At 43.0% G+C, this 17,676-nt stretch carries 10 protein-coding genes and 1 tRNA gene; all 11 read left to right on the top strand.

Going from position 1 to position 17,676, the window contains the following annotated elements; genetic code table 11:
- The first annotated feature begins 67 nt into the window (after positions 1–67).
- The 11 genes from rpoB (at position 68) to NL930_RS11255 (ending at position 17,538) form a co-directional block, all read left to right on the top strand.
- Positions 68–4,225, top strand: coding sequence for a DNA-directed RNA polymerase subunit beta (gene rpoB, locus NL930_RS11305; protein WP_039672126.1), 4,158 nt, complete (start codon positions 68–70; stop codon positions 4,223–4,225).
- Positions 4,203–8,729 carry a DNA-directed RNA polymerase subunit beta' gene (rpoC, locus tag NL930_RS11300; protein WP_254376742.1) on the top strand — a complete coding sequence of 1,509 codons (4,527 nt, stop codon included), beginning with the start codon at positions 4,203–4,205 and terminating at the stop codon, positions 8,727–8,729. Before rpoB ends, rpoC begins: the two co-directional genes overlap by 23 nt.
- Positions 8,730–8,816: 87 nt before the next feature.
- A complete protein-coding gene (gene rpsL, locus NL930_RS11295) occupies positions 8,817–9,194 on the top strand; it encodes a 30S ribosomal protein S12 (RefSeq protein WP_039672128.1) in 378 nt (125 codons plus the stop codon).
- A 73-nt stretch (positions 9,195–9,267) separates the two neighbouring features.
- Complete coding sequence (gene rpsG / locus NL930_RS11290) at positions 9,268–9,738, top strand: 30S ribosomal protein S7 (protein WP_039672129.1); 471 nt, start codon at positions 9,268–9,270, stop codon at positions 9,736–9,738.
- An 83-nt stretch (positions 9,739–9,821) separates the two neighbouring features.
- Positions 9,822–11,900: an elongation factor G gene (gene fusA / locus NL930_RS11285; protein WP_039672130.1), complete on the top strand. Its 2,079-nt coding sequence runs from the start codon at positions 9,822–9,824 to the stop codon at positions 11,898–11,900.
- Positions 11,901–12,067: 167 nt separating this feature from the next.
- The gene (locus tag NL930_RS11280) at positions 12,068–13,027 is read left to right on the top strand and encodes a methionine ABC transporter ATP-binding protein (RefSeq protein ID WP_254376741.1); all 960 of its coding nucleotides are present in this window, start codon (positions 12,068–12,070) and stop codon (positions 13,025–13,027) included.
- The gene (locus NL930_RS11275) at positions 13,028–13,705 is read left to right on the top strand and encodes a methionine ABC transporter permease (RefSeq protein ID WP_254376740.1); all 678 of its coding nucleotides are present in this window, start codon (positions 13,028–13,030) and stop codon (positions 13,703–13,705) included. It abuts the gene before it with no gap.
- Between the two features lie 102 nt (positions 13,706–13,807).
- The gene (locus NL930_RS11270) at positions 13,808–14,629 is read left to right on the top strand and encodes a MetQ/NlpA family ABC transporter substrate-binding protein (protein ID WP_254376739.1); all 822 of its coding nucleotides are present in this window, start codon (positions 13,808–13,810) and stop codon (positions 14,627–14,629) included.
- Between the two features lie 121 nt (positions 14,630–14,750).
- Positions 14,751–14,827, top strand: a tRNA-Arg gene (locus tag NL930_RS11265).
- A gap of 32 nt (positions 14,828–14,859) precedes the next feature.
- On the top strand, positions 14,860–15,867 hold the full coding sequence (yedA, locus tag NL930_RS11260; protein ID WP_254376738.1) for a drug/metabolite exporter YedA: 1,008 nt from the start codon (positions 14,860–14,862) through the stop codon (positions 15,865–15,867).
- Between the two features lie 432 nt (positions 15,868–16,299).
- Positions 16,300–17,538 carry an OprD family outer membrane porin gene (locus NL930_RS11255; RefSeq protein ID WP_254376737.1) on the top strand — a complete coding sequence of 413 codons (1,239 nt, stop codon included), beginning with the start codon at positions 16,300–16,302 and terminating at the stop codon, positions 17,536–17,538.
- The last annotated feature ends 138 nt before the right edge of the window (positions 17,539–17,676 follow it).

Raw genomic sequence — 17,676 nt, 5'->3', positions numbered from 1 at the left:
GTTATACATTCTATCCAGCGATAGATGAACCTACTGCCCTTTTCAAACAACTACACGAGGTAGACTCATGTTAAATAGCTTAAAATCAGGAAATCGCTTACGAGTCGATTTTTCTAAAGTTCCGAAAAAAATTGATGTACCCAACCTATTACAACTTCAGCAAAAGAGTTATGAACAATTTTTAAATGTCGAAAACCTTCAAGATGAAAGCGGTGTAGAGAAGGTTTTTAAATCCATTTTCCCCATCCACGATCCCCAAAATAGACTTACTTTAGAATACGCAGGATCAGAAATCGGCAAACCAAGATACACGGTTAGAGAGTGTATGGAGCGAGGACTGACGTATTCGGTTAGCATCAAAATGAACATTCGTCTTATCCTGTGGGATAAAGATGAAAAAACCGGTGAAAAAACCGGCGTGAAAGATATTAAAGAACAAGCCATTTTTATTCGTGAAATTCCTTTAATGACGGATCGAACGTCGTTTATTATTAACGGCGTCGAGAGAGTCGTCGTCAACCAGCTTCACAGAAGCCCCGGTGTTATCTTTAAAGAAGAAGAGAGTCCGACGGTTGCCAATAAACTCATCTACAACGCTCAAATTATTCCCGATCGCGGATCGTGGTTATACTTTGAATACGATGCCAAAGATACGTTGTTCGTCAGAATCAATAAACGTAGAAAAGTACCGATTACGATCCTTTTTAGGGCATTAGGATACAGCAAACAAGATATTTTAAAACTTTTCTACCCCGTATTGAATATTTTAATTCGTGATAACAAATTTTTGATTGAATTTTCGGCAGATAACTTTTTAGGTCGTGTCGATTTTGACCTGAAAGATGAAAACGGTACGCTTCTTTTAGCGGCCGGTAAACGTTTGGCACGAAAAAAAGCGGAAAAATTGATTGAAGACGGTGTCAAATATATTGAATATCCGGTTGAAATTTTGGTCAATCGTTTCCTCTCTTCCCCGATTATCGATCAAGAAAGCGGCGAGATTTTATACGACACGCTGACGCAGCTCGATGAGGGTAAATTGACCAAAATTATCGAGCAAAAATGTACGACGATTGAGATTGCGAACGATCTTGCCAGCGGTGTAGACGATGCGATTATCAACTCGTTTATCGCCGATAACGAAACGTTGAAACTTTTACGTCAAACCGAAAGTATCGAAGATGAAAACGATCTTGCGGCAATTCGTATTTACAAAGTAATGCGCCCCGGCGAGCCGGTAACGAAAGAAGCTGCGAAGCTCTTCGTAAAAGACTTATTCTTCAATTCCGAGCGTTACGATTTAACCAAAGTCGGTCGTATGAAGATGAATCACAAACTAGGACTTACGGTTCCTGAGTATGTGACGATTATGACCAGCGAAGATATTATTAAAACCGCAAAATATTTAATTAAAGTCAAAAACGGACAAGGTCATATCGACGACCGCGACCACTTGGGTAACAGAAGAATTAGAGCCATCGGTGAGCTTTTGGCAAATGAACTTCATTCAGGCTTGATCAAAATGCAAAAAGCGATTCGCGATAAGTTTACGGCACTTAGCGGAAGCGTCGAAGAGTTAATGCCACATGATTTGATTAACTCTAAAATGATTACGTCTGCGATTGCGGAATTCTTTGCTAGTGGTCAGTTATCGCAGTTTATGGACCAAACGAATCCACTCAGTGAAATTACGCATAAGCGTCGTTTATCGGCACTCGGTGAGGGCGGTTTGGTAAAAGAACGTGCAGGCTTTGAAGTGCGCGACGTTCATCCGACGCATTACGGTCGTATCTGTCCGGTTGAAACCCCAGAGGGGCAAAACATCGGTTTGATCAATACGCTTTCAATGTATGCGAAAGTCAATGATTTGGGTTTCGTGGAAGCACCGTATCGCAAGGTCGAAAACGCACGTATTACGGACGAGATTATTTACATTACTGCAACCCAAGAAGAAGGACTCGTTATTGCACCTGCCAGTACGAAAATCAATGAAAACAACGAAATCGTTGAAGATTTGATCGAGGTTAGGGTTGACGGCGAAACCGTCTTGATCGAGAAAGAGAAAGTTGACTTAATTGACCTTTCTTCGATGATGATCGCCGGTGTTGCGGCTTCGTTGATTCCGTTCTTGGAACACGATGATGCCAACCGTGCGTTGATGGGTTCAAACATGCAACGTCAAGCCGTTCCTTTAGTTAAATCGGATGCTCCAATCGTCGGTACGGGTGTTGAAAAAATTGCGGCACGCGACTCATGGGAAGCGATTAAAGCCAAACGTGCGGGAATTGTTGAAAAAGTCGATAATAAAAATGTTTATATTTTAGGCGAAGACGAAGGCGGTGCATTTATCGATCATTACGCACTTCAAAAAAATCTTCGTACCAACCAAAATACGACGTTTACGCAAAAAGTGATCGTGAAAAAAGGCGATTTTATCGAAAAAGGTGGCGTAATCGCAGACGGTCCAAGTATGGATCAAGGCGAGCTAGCTATCGGTAAAAATGCGATGGTTGCCTTTATGCCCTGGAACGGTTATAACTACGAAGATGCGATCGTTATTTCCGAGCGTATGATTCGCGAAGACGCATTTACGAGCGTTCATATTTATGAAAAAGAGATTGAAGCGCGCGAACTTAAAGACGGCGTAGAAGAAATTACCAAAGATATTCCCAACGTCAAAGAAGAAGAGTTAGCACACCTTGACGATAGCGGTATCGTCAAAATCGGTACGTACGTAACTCCGGGTATGATCTTGGTCGGTAAAGTTTCACCCAAAGGCGAAGTAAAACCAACTCCCGAAGAGAGACTTTTACGTGCCATTTTCGGTGAAAAAGCGGGACATGTCGTAAATAAATCGCTTTATGCAACGCCTTCTTTGGAAGGTATCGTCGTCGACGTGAAAATTTTTACGAAAAAAGGCTACGACAAAGATCCTCGTGCGGTTCAAGCGTATGAAGAAGAAAAAGAAATTTTAGATCGCGAACACCACGATAAGCTTTTAATGCTGGATCGTGAAGAGATGCTTCGTATCAATGCGTTGCTTTTGAAAAACCCGTTGCACGAAGATCAAGAAATCAACAAGCACGCCTATAAAAAAGGCGATATGATTAAAGCCGAAGACCTTCACAACGTCAATCGTTTTTCGATTAACTCGATCGTTAAAGCGTTTTCGGACGAGGTTCAAGATGCTTATAAAGATTTGAAAGCTTATTTCCAAAACGAGAAGAAAAAGCTTAAAGAAGAGCATGACGAGAAACTTAACATTATCGAAAAAGACGACATTCTGCCAAGCGGTGTCGTGAAGCTTGTCAAAGTCTATGTGGCTACCAAACGTAAGCTGAAAGTCGGCGATAAAATGGCGGGACGTCACGGTAACAAAGGTATCGTTTCTAACATTGTACGCGAAGTCGATATGCCGTACCTTAAAAATGGCGAAATCGTGGATATCGTTTTGAACCCTCTTGGTGTTCCAAGTCGTATGAATATCGGACAAATTTTGGAAGTGCATTTAGGTTTAGCAGGTAAGCGACTCGGTACTCAAATTGAAGAGATGTTTAAAGAGAAACAAGAGGGCTGGATTAAAGCACTTCGCGCAAAAATGATCGACATCGCAAATGTCGCTAAGTTGATGAATGCGGCTGGTTTTATTGAAACCTTGAGCGACGAAAAATTGATCGACTATGCTCGCGATTGGAGCAAGGGCGTTAAATTTGCAACGCCTATTTTTGAGGGTGTTAATGTTGAAGAGTTTGCCAAACTTTTTGAAATGGCAAAAATCGATACGGACGGAAAGACAGACCTTTATGACGGTATGACGGGTCAAAAAATGCATGAAAGAGTTAACGTGGGTTACATGTACATGTTAAAACTCCACCACTTGGTTGACGAAAAAGTGCATGCGCGAAGTACCGGACCGTACTCCTTAGTTACACAACAACCGGTGGGCGGTAAAGCGCTCTTCGGCGGTCAAAGATTCGGAGAGATGGAAGTATGGGCACTCGAGGCTTACGGCGCGGCACATACCCTACGAGAGATGTTAACGGTCAAATCAGACGACGTCGAAGGACGTATTTTGGCGTATAAAGCACTTACACGAGGGGAAAATGTCCCTCAAACGGGAATTCCGGAAACATTCTATGTTTTGACGAATGAGTTGAAGTCTTTGGCTTTAGATGTTGAGATTTATGACGAGGTGGAAGAAGATGAAACGATTAGAACCAATTGAGATTCACGAAGAGAGTCGTCCGAGGGATTTTAAAGCATTTCAATTACGACTTGCAAGTCCCGAGAAGATTCGCTCATGGAGTTACGGTGAGGTTAAAAAACCCGAGACGATCAACTATCGTACCTTAAAACCGGAGCGTGACGGCCTTTTTTGTGCCAAAATCTTTGGACCCGTCAGAGATTATGAATGTCTGTGCGGAAAATATAAAAAGATGCGTTATAAAGGTATCAAATGCGAAAAATGCGGCGTTGAAGTTACCAGCACCAAAGTTAGACGTTCACGTATGGGACATATCGAATTAGTAACGCCCGTAGCACATATTTGGTACGTTAACTCGCTTCCAAGCCGTGTGGGAACGCTACTTGGCGTTAAAATGAAAGATTTAGAGCGCGTACTTTATTATGAAGCATACATCGTCGAACAAGCCGGCGATGCGTTTTACGATGCCGAAAATAAAAATAAAGTGGCGGCATACGACGTTTTGAACGAAGAACAATACCAAGCTTTGCAGCAAAAATTCGGTGATAGCGGTTTTGTGGCAAAAATGGGCGGCGAAGTCGTTCGCGATATGTTAACCAACCTTGATTTAGTCGAGCTTTTAGGACAACTCAAAGAAGAGATCAATCAAACTAGCTCCGAAGCCAAGAAAAAAACCATCGTCAAACGTTTGAAAGTCGTTGAAGCATTCTTAAATAGCGGCAACAGACCTGAATGGATGATGATTACGATGTTACCGGTGCTACCTCCTGATTTAAGACCGCTTGTCGCACTTGACGGCGGAAAATTTGCGGTCAGTGACGTGAACGATTTGTATCGTCGCGTAATTAATCGAAATGCTCGTTTGAAGCGTTTGATGGAATTGGATGCGCCTGAGATTATTATTCGCAACGAAAAACGTATGCTTCAAGAAGCCGTTGATGCGCTTTTTGATAATGGTCGTCGTGCAAATGCCGTCAAAGGTGCGAACAAACGTCCTCTTAAATCACTTTCTGAGATTATCAAAGGTAAACAAGGACGTTTCCGTCAAAACCTACTCGGTAAACGGGTTGACTTTTCAGGTCGTTCGGTTATCGTTGTAGGACCCAACTTGAAAATGGATCAATGTGGTCTTCCAAAACAGATGGCACTTGAGTTGTTTAAGCCGCATTTGTTAGCACGCCTTGAAGAAAAAGGGTATGCGACAACGGTCAAACAAGCCAAAAAAATGATCGATATGAAAACCAATGAAGTGTGGGAATGCCTTGCCGAAGTGGTTAAAGGTCATCCGATTATGCTTAACCGTGCGCCAACGCTTCACAAACTTTCCATTCAGGCGTTTCACCCTGTTTTGATAGACGGTAAAGCAATTCGTTTGCATCCTCTCGTATGTTCTGCGTTTAACGCGGACTTCGACGGCGACCAGATGGCGGTTCACGTTCCATTGTCACAAGAGGCGATTGCTGAGTGTAAGATTTTGATGCTAAGTTCTATGAACATCTTGCTTCCGGCTTCGGGTAAAGCGGTAACGGTTCCAACACAAGATATGGTTTTGGGACTTTATTATCTAACGTTGGAAAAACCGCATGCTATGGGAAGTAACAAAATTTTTGCAAACATTAATGAAGTTCATATTGCCATCGACGCTGGATTTTTGGATATTCACGCCAAAATTAAAACGCGTATTAACGAACGTGTTTTATTTACCACAGCAGGTCGTTTGATTTTAAAATCGATTCTACCGGATTTTGTTCCCGAAGAACTATGGAATCGCGTTTTGAAAAAGAAAAATATCGGCGGATTGGTCGATTATATCTTTAAAGAGGGCGGTATCGGTATTACGGCAAGCTTTTTGGATAACTTGAAAAATCTCGGTTTTAAATACGCGACGCAAGCGGGTATTTCGGTATCCATTGACGATATTCGCGTGCCTGAAGCAAAAATTAAAAAGATTAAAGAGGCGAAAAAACGCGTTCGTGAAATCCAAAAGCAGTTCAGTTCGGGTTTGTTGACCGAGCAAGAACGTTACAATAAAATTATCGATATTTGGACGGATACGAACAACGAAGTGGCGTCGGAGATGATGAAGCTCACCGAGAGCGACAAAGGCGGGTTTAACTCGATTTACATGATGGCAGATTCAGGTGCGCGTGGTTCTGCGGCACAGATTCGTCAGTTGGCCGGTATGAGGGGTTTGATGGCAAAACCGGACGGTTCGATTATCGAAACGCCGATTATTTCAAACTTCCGCGAAGGTCTAAACGTATTAGAGTACTTTATTTCAACGCACGGTGCGCGTAAAGGTCTTGCCGATACCGCGCTTAAAACGGCGAATGCAGGTTACTTGACCCGAAAATTGATCGATGTTGCGCAAAATGTTAAAGTCACGATGGATGATTGCGGTACGCACGAAGGCGTCGAGATTACCGATATTAGCGAAAGCGGCGAGTTGGTCGAATCGCTTTACGAAAGAGCTTTGGGACGTGTTTTAGCCGAAGACGTGATCGATACGATTACCAACGAGGTTCTTTTTACCGAAGGAACGATTATCGATGAGAAAAAAGCGCAAGCCCTAAAAGAGGCCAGCATTAAATCGGTCGTCATTCGTACACCGATTACATGTAAAGCTAAAAAAGGCGTATGTGCGAAATGTTACGGTACAAACTTGGCGGAGGGTACGTTAGTCCGTCCGGGCGAAGCGGTGGGTATTATCTCCGCACAATCCATCGGTGAGCCCGGTACGCAGTTGACGCTAAGAACGTTTCACATCGGTGGTACGGCATCGACTGAATCGCAAGATCGTCAGGTTATCGCACAAAAAGAGGGTTTTATCCGTTATTACAATGTAAAAACCTATACGACGAAAGAGAATAAAAATATCGTTGCTAACCGTAGAAATGCGGCAGTTTTATTGGTTGAACCAAAAATCAAAGCTTTGTTTAAAGGACGCATCGAAATTGATACCGCGCATGAAGAGACGGTTATTTCTATCATCGGTGCTAACGACGCTAACGCTCGATACACGCTTCGTAAAAGCGACTTTGCGAAACCAAACGAGCTTGCCGGCGTGAGCGGAAAAATTGAAGGTAAGTTTTTTATTCCGTATAACAGCGGCGATATTGTTGAAGAAAACGAAAGTATCGTTGAAGTCATTCGCGAGGGTTGGAACGTACCGAGTCGTATTCCGTATGCGAGTGAATTGAAAGTCAAAAACGGCGAGCCGATTATTCAAAAAATTCACGCCGACGCTAAGGGAATCGTGAAATATTATAAGCTTAGAGGCGATTATTTAGAGCGTATTCATGAAATCGTCAAAGGGCATATCGTTAAAGAAAAAGGTATTTTTGCGGTTGTTGCGGATAAAGACGACCGAGAAGCGGTTCGCCACTATATTCCGCGCGATACGATTATCGATATACCGGATAATAGCGTCGTCGAAGCAAAAACGTTAATCGGGTATCCGTCCACGAGCGAACAAATTACGATTGCCGAATGGGATCCGTATTCAACGCCGATTATTGCCGAAGATGCGGGTACGATTACGTTTGAAGATATCGAACCGGGCATTAGCGCGACCGAACAATTTGACGATATGACGGGTCAAAGCAGACTTGTGATCAACGAATACTTACCGAGCGGTATGAAGCCGACGATTATTATCGTCAATAAAAACGGCGAAGTGATCAAGTACCAATTAGAACCGAAAACGGCGATTTTCGTTCAAAACGGTACAAGCGTAGGTCTTGCCGACTTAATTGGACGAACGCCGAAAGCAATTGCAAAATCGAAAGATATTACCGGAGGTCTTCCGCGTATTAGTGAACTTTTTGAAGCACGCCGTCCAAAAAATGCAACGGTGATTGCTGAAATCGACGGAACGATTCGCTTCGGCAAACCGCTTCGTTCGAAAGAACGTATTATCATCGAAGCCAAAGACGGAACAAGTGTTGAGTATTTGGTCGATAAAAATACTCAAATCCACGTACAAGCGGGTGAGTTTGTGCATGCGGGTGAACGTTTGACCGACGGCGTTATTTCAAGCCACGATATTTTACGTATTATGGGCGAGAAAGCGCTTCATTACTATTTGATTAGCGAGATTCAACAAGTTTATCGCGGTCAAGGCGTTGCGATTAACGATAAACATATCGAGATTATCGTTTCTCAAATGTTACGACAAGTCCGTATCGTCGATAGCGGCAATACGAAGTTTATTATCGGCGATTTAGTGAGCCGAAGACGCTTTAGAGAAGAAAACGAAGCGGTTATGAAAATGGGCGGAGAACCGGCGATTGCCGAGCCCACACTCTTAGGCGTTACGCGTGCAGCTATCGGAAGCGATAGCGTTATCTCGGCGGCATCGTTCCAAGAAACGACGAAAGTTTTAACCGAAGCGAGTATTGCGGGTAAAATGGATATGCTTGAAGATCTTAAAGAAAACGTTATTTTAGGTCGTATGATTCCGGTCGGTACCGGTTTATACCAAAACAAAAAATTCAATATCGAATTGAACCCGAGTCGTAGTTAAGTTAAGGAATTTTCCTTAACTTAACCTTTTTTTAAGCTATTTTTAAATAAAATTAGCACCTATTTTTTACAAAACAAAGGAATTAATGTGCCAACCATTAACCAACTCGTCAGAAATGAGAGAAAAAAGGTGATTAAGAAGTCGAAATCTCCGGCAATGGCGAAATGTCCTCAACGAAGAGGCGTTTGCACCAGAGTATATACGACGACTCCTAAAAAACCAAACTCAGCTTTAAGAAAAGTTGCCAAAGTCAAATTGACCAGCGGTTTTGAAGTCATTAGCTACATCGGTGGCGAGGGACACAACCTTCAAGAACACTCCATCGTATTGGTACGCGGCGGTAGGGTAAAAGACTTACCGGGTGTTAAATACCATATCGTACGTGGTGCGCTTGATACCTCAGGTGTTGCAAAAAGAACGGTGTCTAGAAGTAAATACGGTACAAAAAGACCAAAAGCTAAATAAATTTAAACACAGGTGATGTCCTTTGGTTTTGACATCATTTGAGTAAAATTTTTAAAAATTTGAAGGAAATAATATGAGAAGAAGAAAAGCGCCCGTAAGAGAAGTATTACCCGATCCAATCTACAATAATAAAGTCATTACGAAGTTCATCAATGCTTTAATGTACGACGGTAAAAAAAGCGTTGCAACCCAAGTATTTTACGGTGCATTAGAATTAGCCGAAAAACGAAGCGGAAGCCTAAAAGGTATTGAAATTTTTAACGCGGCTATGGATAATGTTAAACCCGTTATGGAAGTAAAAAGCAGACGCGTCGGCGGTGCAACGTACCAAGTTCCGGTAGAAGTAAGACCTGCACGTCAACAAGCATTGGCTCTTAGATGGTTGGTTTCATATGCTCGAAAGAGAAGTGAAAGAACGATGATCGAGAGGTTGGCAAATGAACTTTTAGATGCGGCTAACAGTAGAGGCGCAACCTTTAAGAAAAAAGAAGACACTTATAAAATGGCAGAAGCAAACAAAGCGTTTGCTCACTATCGCTGGTAGAATGACGATGAGCGTGTCCAAACAAATGCGACACGCTTTCTCATTTCTCAATTTTTACTCCTATTACATTTAAGGAAACGACAATGGCAAGAAATACCCCTATAAGCATGGTTCGTAATATCGGTATTGCTGCGCATATTGATGCGGGTAAGACTACGACAACCGAAAGAATTCTATTTTACACCGGCATCTCCCATAAAATCGGTGAGGTACACGACGGTGCTGCAACCATGGACTGGATGGAGCAAGAGAAAGAAAGAGGTATTACGATTACTTCTGCGGCAACCACATGTTTTTGGAAAGATCATCAAATTAACATTATCGACACTCCGGGCCACGTCGACTTTACGATCGAAGTTGAACGTTCTATGCGTGTTTTGGACGGTGCCGTTGCGGTATTTTGTGCGGTAGGCGGTGTTCAACCCCAATCAGAGACCGTTTGGAGACAAGCAAACCGTTACCAAGTACCACGAATGGTTTATGTAAACAAAATGGACCGTATCGGTGCGAACTTTTACAACGTCGAAGCACAAATTAAAAATCGTTTGAAAGCCAATCCGGTGCCGATTCAAATTCCTATCGGTGCAGAAGATACCTTTAAAGGCGTTGTGGATCTTGTCGAGATGAAAGCTTTGATTTGGGATGACGATGCGGCGATGGGTTCAAACTACCAAGTCGTTGATATTCCTGCTGAGTTGATGGATAAAGCAAAAGAATACCGTGAAAAAATGGTAGAAGCAGTTTCCGAAACCAGCGACGAGTTAATGGAAAAATACCTCGGCGGCGAAGAGTTAAGCAAAGAAGAAATTAAAGCGGGTATCAAAGCGGGATGTCTTGCGATGACGTTTATACCTATGATCTGTGGAACATCGTTTAAAAACAAAGGTGTTCAACCGATGTTAGACGCGGTTGTTGATTACATGCCGGCTCCTACGGAAGTGCACGCAATCAAAGGCGAGTACGAAGACGGACGCGAGTGTGTCGTTGATTCAACCGATGAGGGTGAATTTGCCGCGCTTGCATTTAAAATTATGACCGATCCGTTCGTCGGACAATTAACTTTCGTTCGTGTTTACCGCGGTACGCTTGAGAGCGGAAGTTATGCGTACAATACGACCAAAGATAAAAAAGAGAGAATCGGACGTCTTTTAAAAATGCACGCGAACAAACGTGAAGAGATTAAAGTCCTTCACGCCGGTGAAATCGGCGCGGTTGTAGGTCTTAAAGACACACTCACCGGTGATACGCTTGCGAGTGAAAAAGATCCTGTGATTTTAGAGCGAATGGTATTCCCAGATCCGGTTATCTCTGTTGCGGTTGAGCCAAAAACCAAAGCGGATCAAGAGAAAATGGGTATTGCGCTTCAAAAATTGGCACAAGAAGATCCAAGCTTTAGAGTTGAGACCGATGAAGAGAGCGGTCAAACGATCATCTCCGGTATGGGTGAGCTTCACTTAGAGATTCTTGTAGATCGTATGTTACGTGAGTTTAAAGTGAGTGCCGAAGTCGGACAACCGCAAGTTGCTTACCGTGAAACGATTCGTCAAGCGGTTAACCAAGAGTACAAATACGCAAAACAATCCGGCGGTCGCGGTCAATACGGTCACGTTTACCTCAAAATCGAGCCTCAAGAAGCGGGTGCCGGTTATGAATTCGTTAACGATATCAAGGGTGGTTCCGTACCGAAAGAGTATATTCCTGCGGTTGATAAAGGTATTAAAGAAGCACTTCAAAGCGGTGTTCTTGCGGGCTATAAAGTGGAAGATGTTAAAGTTACATTGTATGACGGAAGCTACCACGAAGTCGACTCATCAGAAATGGCGTTTAAATTGGCCGCTTCAATGGGCTTTAAAGAGGGTGCGCGAAAAGCAAAACCGGTTATTCTTGAACCGATCATGAAAGTGGAAGTTGAAACACCGGAAGACTTTATGGGTGATGTTATCGGCGATCTTAATAGACGTCGTGGACAAATCAACTCAATGGATGATAGAAGTGGTAACAAAATCGTTAACGCATTCTGCCCATTGGCTGAGATGTTTGGTTACTCAACTGATCTTCGCTCTCAAACTCAAGGTCGTGCGTCTTACTCGATGGAATTTGATCACTACGACGAAGTTCCTAGAAACGTTGCGGACGAAATTATCAAAAAACGTAACGGTTAATCCTTTTACATGTAAAGAGTCTTCGGGCTCTTTACACCCCTTTTTTCTGCGAACTGTGCTTCAATGAGCCAAATGCGTTTTTTCTCAAACAACACTTTTTTTGATAACAGCTTATAACTGGCTATAATCATACGTTTTGGATTTCAACCTCTTTATAAAGGTCACATGTGATAGAGATAAAAAACTTAAACAAATATTTTAACGATCAAAAAGTTTTAGACGACATCAGTGTACATGTCAATACCGGCGAAATTTTTGCCATTGTCGGGCACAGTGGAGCAGGAAAATCCACACTGCTTCGTTGCATCAACGGACTTGAAAGCTACAGTGAGGGAAGTTTAAGCGTTTTGGGCAAAGAGGTCAAAGAGCTGAACGAAAGCGAACTGAGTGCTTTACGCAGTCACATCGGTATGATCTTTCAAAACTTTTCACTGCTCAATCAAAAAAACGTCTACGATAACATTGCCCTTCCAATGAAAGTATGGGGATACGGTAAAGAAGCCATTCAAAAAAGGGTTGATGAACTCTTAACCCTCATCGGGCTTGAACATAAAAAATTTGCTTACCCTAAAGAGCTTAGCGGCGGCCAAAAACAGCGTGTGGCGATTGCAAGGGCTTTAACGCTCAATCCCAAAATTCTTCTTAGCGATGAAGCGACATCGGCTTTGGATCCCAATACCACCAAATCCATTTTGGAACTTTTACAAGAGATCAATGCCAAATTAGGCGTTACGATCATTATCGTAACACACGAAATGGATGTGGTTAAAAAAGTTGCTTCGCGTGCGTTGTTGCTGGAAAATGGGAAAGTCATCGGCCTGGGGCGCATCGAAGAGCTTTTTTTAAAACCCGACGAAAAGATGATGACGTTTTTAGGCGAAGATGAAGAGCTTCCAAGCGAAGGTGCTAACATTCGACTCTTCTTTCCGAGTCAGGTTTCGTATCAGCCCATCGTGACGCAGATGGCAAGGGAACTTGATCTTAATTTTAATATCGTTTGGGGCAAGCTTGAAAAGTTGAACAACCATGTCGTAGGCTCACTCGTGATTAACGTCGATAAAAAAACCGCAAGCGATGTGACGCACTATTTGCAAACAAAAACTGAAGTGATTTGGGAGATTCTCTAAATGGAAGCACTGATAACTTTTTTTGAAAAATCTTTAGGTATGAAAAGCGTTCTTATCGATGCACTCCTCGAGACATTGACGATGAGTCTGGTTTCGACTTTTTTGGCGACATTAATCGGTTTTGTGCTTGCGATTGTTTTGATCACCACCGATAAAAACGGCATCGCACCGAATGCATACACCTATAAGTTTTTAGATGTTACGATCAATATGTTGCGCTCTTTTCCGTTTATCATCCTCATCATCGTGCTTTTTCCCGTGACCAAGTTTTTGGTGGGAAAACACACGGGAACCTTTGCGATGATCGTTCCTTTAACGATCGGAACGGCACCGTTTATTGCGCGTATGATCGAGGGGGCTTTTAAAGAGGTTGATTCCAGTGTCGTGGAAGCGGCGAAGTCGTTTGGAACGAGCAAGTTTCAAATTATCTTTCGTGTGCTTTTGCCCGAAGCGTATCCTAGCATCATTTCAGCGATCACCCTTTCTCTCATCATCATCGTTGGCTTTTCCGCGATGGCAGGAACCGTTGGAGGTGGGGGTCTTGGGGCGGTTGCGATGAATTATGGTTATTACCGTTTTGATGGTATTTACATCTTTTGGACCGTCTTTATCTTGATCGTTTTGGTGCAAATTTTTCAGAGTATCGGGGATTTTCTCTATAAGATCATCAAACATTAAAAGAGCGATTCAGTCCTTTTTAATACGAATGACGTTACGATTTCAGAATTGTTTAGTAAATAAAGTGATTTACTAAACAATTAGTTATTTAAAGGAGCACACATGTTTAAGGGTTTAGGGGTTATTTTAGTCAGCGCAGCTTTAGCATTCGTCGGATGCAGTGGCGATAAAAAAGCTGAGAATAAAGTGGCGGCAAAAGAAGATAAAAGCGCAAAAACGATCATCGTTGGAGCAACACCTGTTCCTCACTCTGAAATTCTTGAAGTGGTCAAACCGCTTTTGGCAAAAGAGGGTTATACGCTTGAAATTAAGGTCTTTAACGACTATGTGATTCCCAATAAAGTCACAGACAGCGGAGAGATCGATGCGAACTTTTTTCAACATACGCCCTATTTGAACGAGTTTAACAAAAGCCAAGGTACGAAATTGGTCAGTGTGGGCAATATTCACATCGAGCCGATCGGTGTTTATTCTAAAAAAATTAAAGCACTCTCAGAGCTTCAAGAGGGTGATAGCGTAGCGATTCCTAACGATCCAAGCAACGCAGGACGAGCACTCGATGTTTTAGCCAATGCGGGGTTGATCAAACTCAAAGATGCTGAGCATAAAACCAAATTGGACATCGTTGAAAATCCAAAAAATCTTAAATTTACAGAACTTGAAGCGGCACAATTACCGCGTGTGATCGAAGATTTTACCATTGCGGTTATCAACACCAACTACGCGCTTCCAGCAGGACTCAATCCAAGTACGGACGCTTTAGCGTTAGAGTCTTCTAACTCTCCGTATGCGAACATCCTTGTGGTAAAAGCGGGCAACGAGAACAGCGACAAAACCAAAGCGTTACTCAAAGCACTTCAATCGGATGAAGTGAAAAAGTTTATCGTTGAAAAATACAAAGGCGCTATCGTTCCTGCGTTTTAACGCTTCATTCTCGTGTTCTTTATCTCAAAGTGCTTAAATCAATCAGGCACTTTGAGACTTTCTTTTTTAGATTTCCTAAGTATGCTTTTGCTATAATCCCGCCACATCAAACTTCATTTTTGTCTCGATAGCTCAGCAGGATAGAGCATCAAATTCCTAATTTGAAGGCCATGCGTTCGAATCGCATTCGGGACACCATCTTTTGATTCTTGATCTCTTCAAACGACTCGTTGAAACCCTTTCGAGCCAAATTAGAACACGGATACATCGCCAAACACACCAAGGAAACGGGCATGAACACTTTACATGTAAACGAAAATTTTTTAACCAAACATCGCAAAAACCTGAGTATTGGTGTGGCATTATTGGCGGTATATATCGTGTGGGGCAGTACTTATTTGGGGATTAAAATTGCCATCGAAACCTTTCCGCCTTTTTTGATGGCGGGCATTCGTTTTGTGATCGCGGGAGTGCTGTTGTATGAGTTTGTTGCGTACAAAGAAAAAAAGCGTCCACGACTGATCGAGTGGAGAGACACCACGATCATCGGCACGTTACTTCTTTTGGGCGGTAATGGGCTTGTGGTTGTGGCTGAAAAAACGATTCCCTCTTCGATTGCCGCTATTGTGATTGCAACGGTGCCTTTGTGGATGATTGCGATCGCTTGGCTCTTGAAAATCCAGACTAGACCCAATAGAAGCACGCTGATCGGAACGCTCATCGGCTTTATTGGGGTGGTTATGTTGATGTTACCCTCAAGGCAAGCCGACCTTCACTTTGATACGTTTGGACTCGTGTTGACACTTTTAGCGGCGATTTTGTGGTCATTAGGTTCGATCTATTCTCAAAAAGCCACCTTGCCGACTTCCGTGATGCTCACCACCGCCATGCAGATGATCTCAGGCGGGCTTGTGCTTATCATCGTCGGCACACTCTTTGGCGAATGGCAGCAGTTTCATGCCGAAAGACTCTCTTTACGCTCGATATGGGCTTTTGCATATTTGGTTTTTATCGGCTCGTTGGTGGGCTATAGCGCCTATGTCTGGCTCTTAAAAAATGTCTCACCCTATCTTGCCTCCACGTATGCTTTCGTCAATCCGATGGTTGCCCTGTTTTTAGGATACTTCTTTGCAGATGAAGTGCTCTCTTTACGCTCACTTCTTGCAACAACGCTGATTATCGGTGCGGTTATTCTCATCACCTTGGCAAAAGCTAAACGAAAATCCCGTAAGTATTGACAACGGTTTTAGTTTATTTTTAGCGATTTTTGTTTCACGATGGGAGTATACTTTCACTATCCAATCTTTTAAGGAGACAAACATGGCATGCAAAAAACCTGCGGCTAAATCAGTCAGTGAAGAGACAAAAGTTGAGAAACCGGCTTCTTCTAAAACATGCGGTACGAAAAAACCGTGCGCTAAAAAATAGTTTTTAGCCTTTTTCGCGATACGAAGGTTTGAAAAAAACGCTTCGTATTGCCTTTTAACGTATTACCGATCGGTAATAAAAACGTCTAAATTTCCTCTTTTTAACCAATGGTTACAGCTTCGTTACGGTTTGATTACCAAACGGTCATAATCTGAAAAAACGCTTAAAAATACGGTTGTGATGCCTTTTTGCTTTTGCTAAACTCATCGTGCCTTTTCATACAATTCAGCAGGAGAAAATAGATGAAATTAGCTAAACTTAGCTTGGCGGCAATCGTAGTTGCGGGACTTACGTCCGGCTCATTTGCAGCGGATACCTTAGCCGACGCTTTTAAAAACGGTAAAGTGAGCGGAGAACTTCGCGCGTACTACTTCGATAGAGATACGGGCGATGCCAATACGGGTACGGCTAAAAAAGGAAATGCTTCCATTTTCAATACGGGCGTCGTTCTTGGTTACGTGAGCGATTCTTTGTACGGATTTAAATTCGGAGCGACGATGCAATCCAACTTTGCTCCGTTTGCCGACAAGGACGCTAAAAACTTATTTAAAGGTGACGAATACGGTTCAGGTGCCGTTCTTTCCGAAGCTTATTTACAATACACGATCGGTCAAACAACCGCAAAAATCGGTCGTCAATTTATCTCTACGCCGTTGGTTGCCGGAAGCGGTTCTCGTATGATCAAACAATCGTTTGAAGGTGCTACGATCGTTAATACTGATCTTCCTCAAACCACTTTGGTTGCCGGATACGTCGACAAATACCAAAACCGTACCTTAACGCAAACCAGCTCATCTGAGACGGGCGTGCCTGAATTTGCGCAAGTCGGACAAAAAGGTGATGGTGCGTACACTTTATTGGCGATCAACAAATCGATCCCCGGTCTAACGGTTACGGGACAATGGGCGGAAGTTACGGATGAAGAAGACGTCTATTATGCCGAACTTGCGTATGCCGGAAAAGCAGGCGATTTTGCGTACGGCTTTTCAGGACAGTATGACGTGATCAACTTTGACAACGCTATGAGCAGGGAAGATTCCGGATTTTACGGTTTAAAAGCCAGCATCGGCTTTAGCGGCCTTAATACCTATGTTGCGTATACGAAAGTCGATAAAGACGGTAATGCCGACACGATCGCAACCAGCGGCAATGCGGGCGTGGGAAGCGGATCGGATATCATCTATACCGCTAACGTGATCGGTAGCGGTAATTACAGCGCGGATGCCAAAGCGTATGCGATCGATAGCAATTACGCGATTAATGCACAAGCTAAAATCGGTGCACGCTACGTTAGCGTCGACCTTCCTCAAGCAGCGGGTGCTAAAAGTAAAGATTATAACACTTTAGATTTTTACGCCAGTTATGCTTTCGAGGGTGCACTCAAAGGCTTCGTGTTAGAAGCGCAGTATGAAGATCTCAGTGCCGATAGCGGTGCTAAAGATACCAACGAATTTCGATTTAAAGCCGCGTATAAATTTTAATCCGACGGTTTGAGAAGAGGCGGTTTCAAACCGCCCCTTTGTCTTACGTACGCCTCTTTTTGACAACGATACTTTCAAGACGTGATTAATCCTGACATGTAAAGCTTTTAGTAGCGATGAAAAGATAGCATACGCTAA

The organism is Sulfurospirillum sp. hDNRA2, assembly GCF_024206095.2.
GTDB lineage: Bacteria > Campylobacterota > Campylobacteria > Campylobacterales > Sulfurospirillaceae > Sulfurospirillum.
The sequence above is the reverse complement of the archived record's forward strand: the minus strand, read 5'-3'. Positions and strand labels throughout refer to the sequence as shown.

Bases quoted from the DNA above. Each gene is read 5' to 3' on its own strand.
- NL930_RS11275 (WP_254376740.1), top strand. From the start codon at position 13,028: ATGGAAGCACTGATAACTTTTTTTGAAAAATCTTTAGGTATGAAAAGC.
- rpoC (WP_254376742.1), top strand. From the start codon at position 4,203: ATGAAACGATTAGAACCAATTGAGATTCACGAAGAGAGTCGTCCGAGG.
- NL930_RS11255 (WP_254376737.1), top strand. From the start codon at position 16,300: ATGAAATTAGCTAAACTTAGCTTGGCGGCAATCGTAGTTGCGGGACTT.
- rpoB (WP_039672126.1), top strand. From the start codon at position 68: ATGTTAAATAGCTTAAAATCAGGAAATCGCTTACGAGTCGATTTTTCT.
- rpsG (WP_039672129.1), top strand. From the start codon at position 9,268: ATGAGAAGAAGAAAAGCGCCCGTAAGAGAAGTATTACCCGATCCAATC.
- fusA (WP_039672130.1), top strand. From the start codon at position 9,822: ATGGCAAGAAATACCCCTATAAGCATGGTTCGTAATATCGGTATTGCT.
- NL930_RS11270 (WP_254376739.1), top strand. From the start codon at position 13,808: ATGTTTAAGGGTTTAGGGGTTATTTTAGTCAGCGCAGCTTTAGCATTC.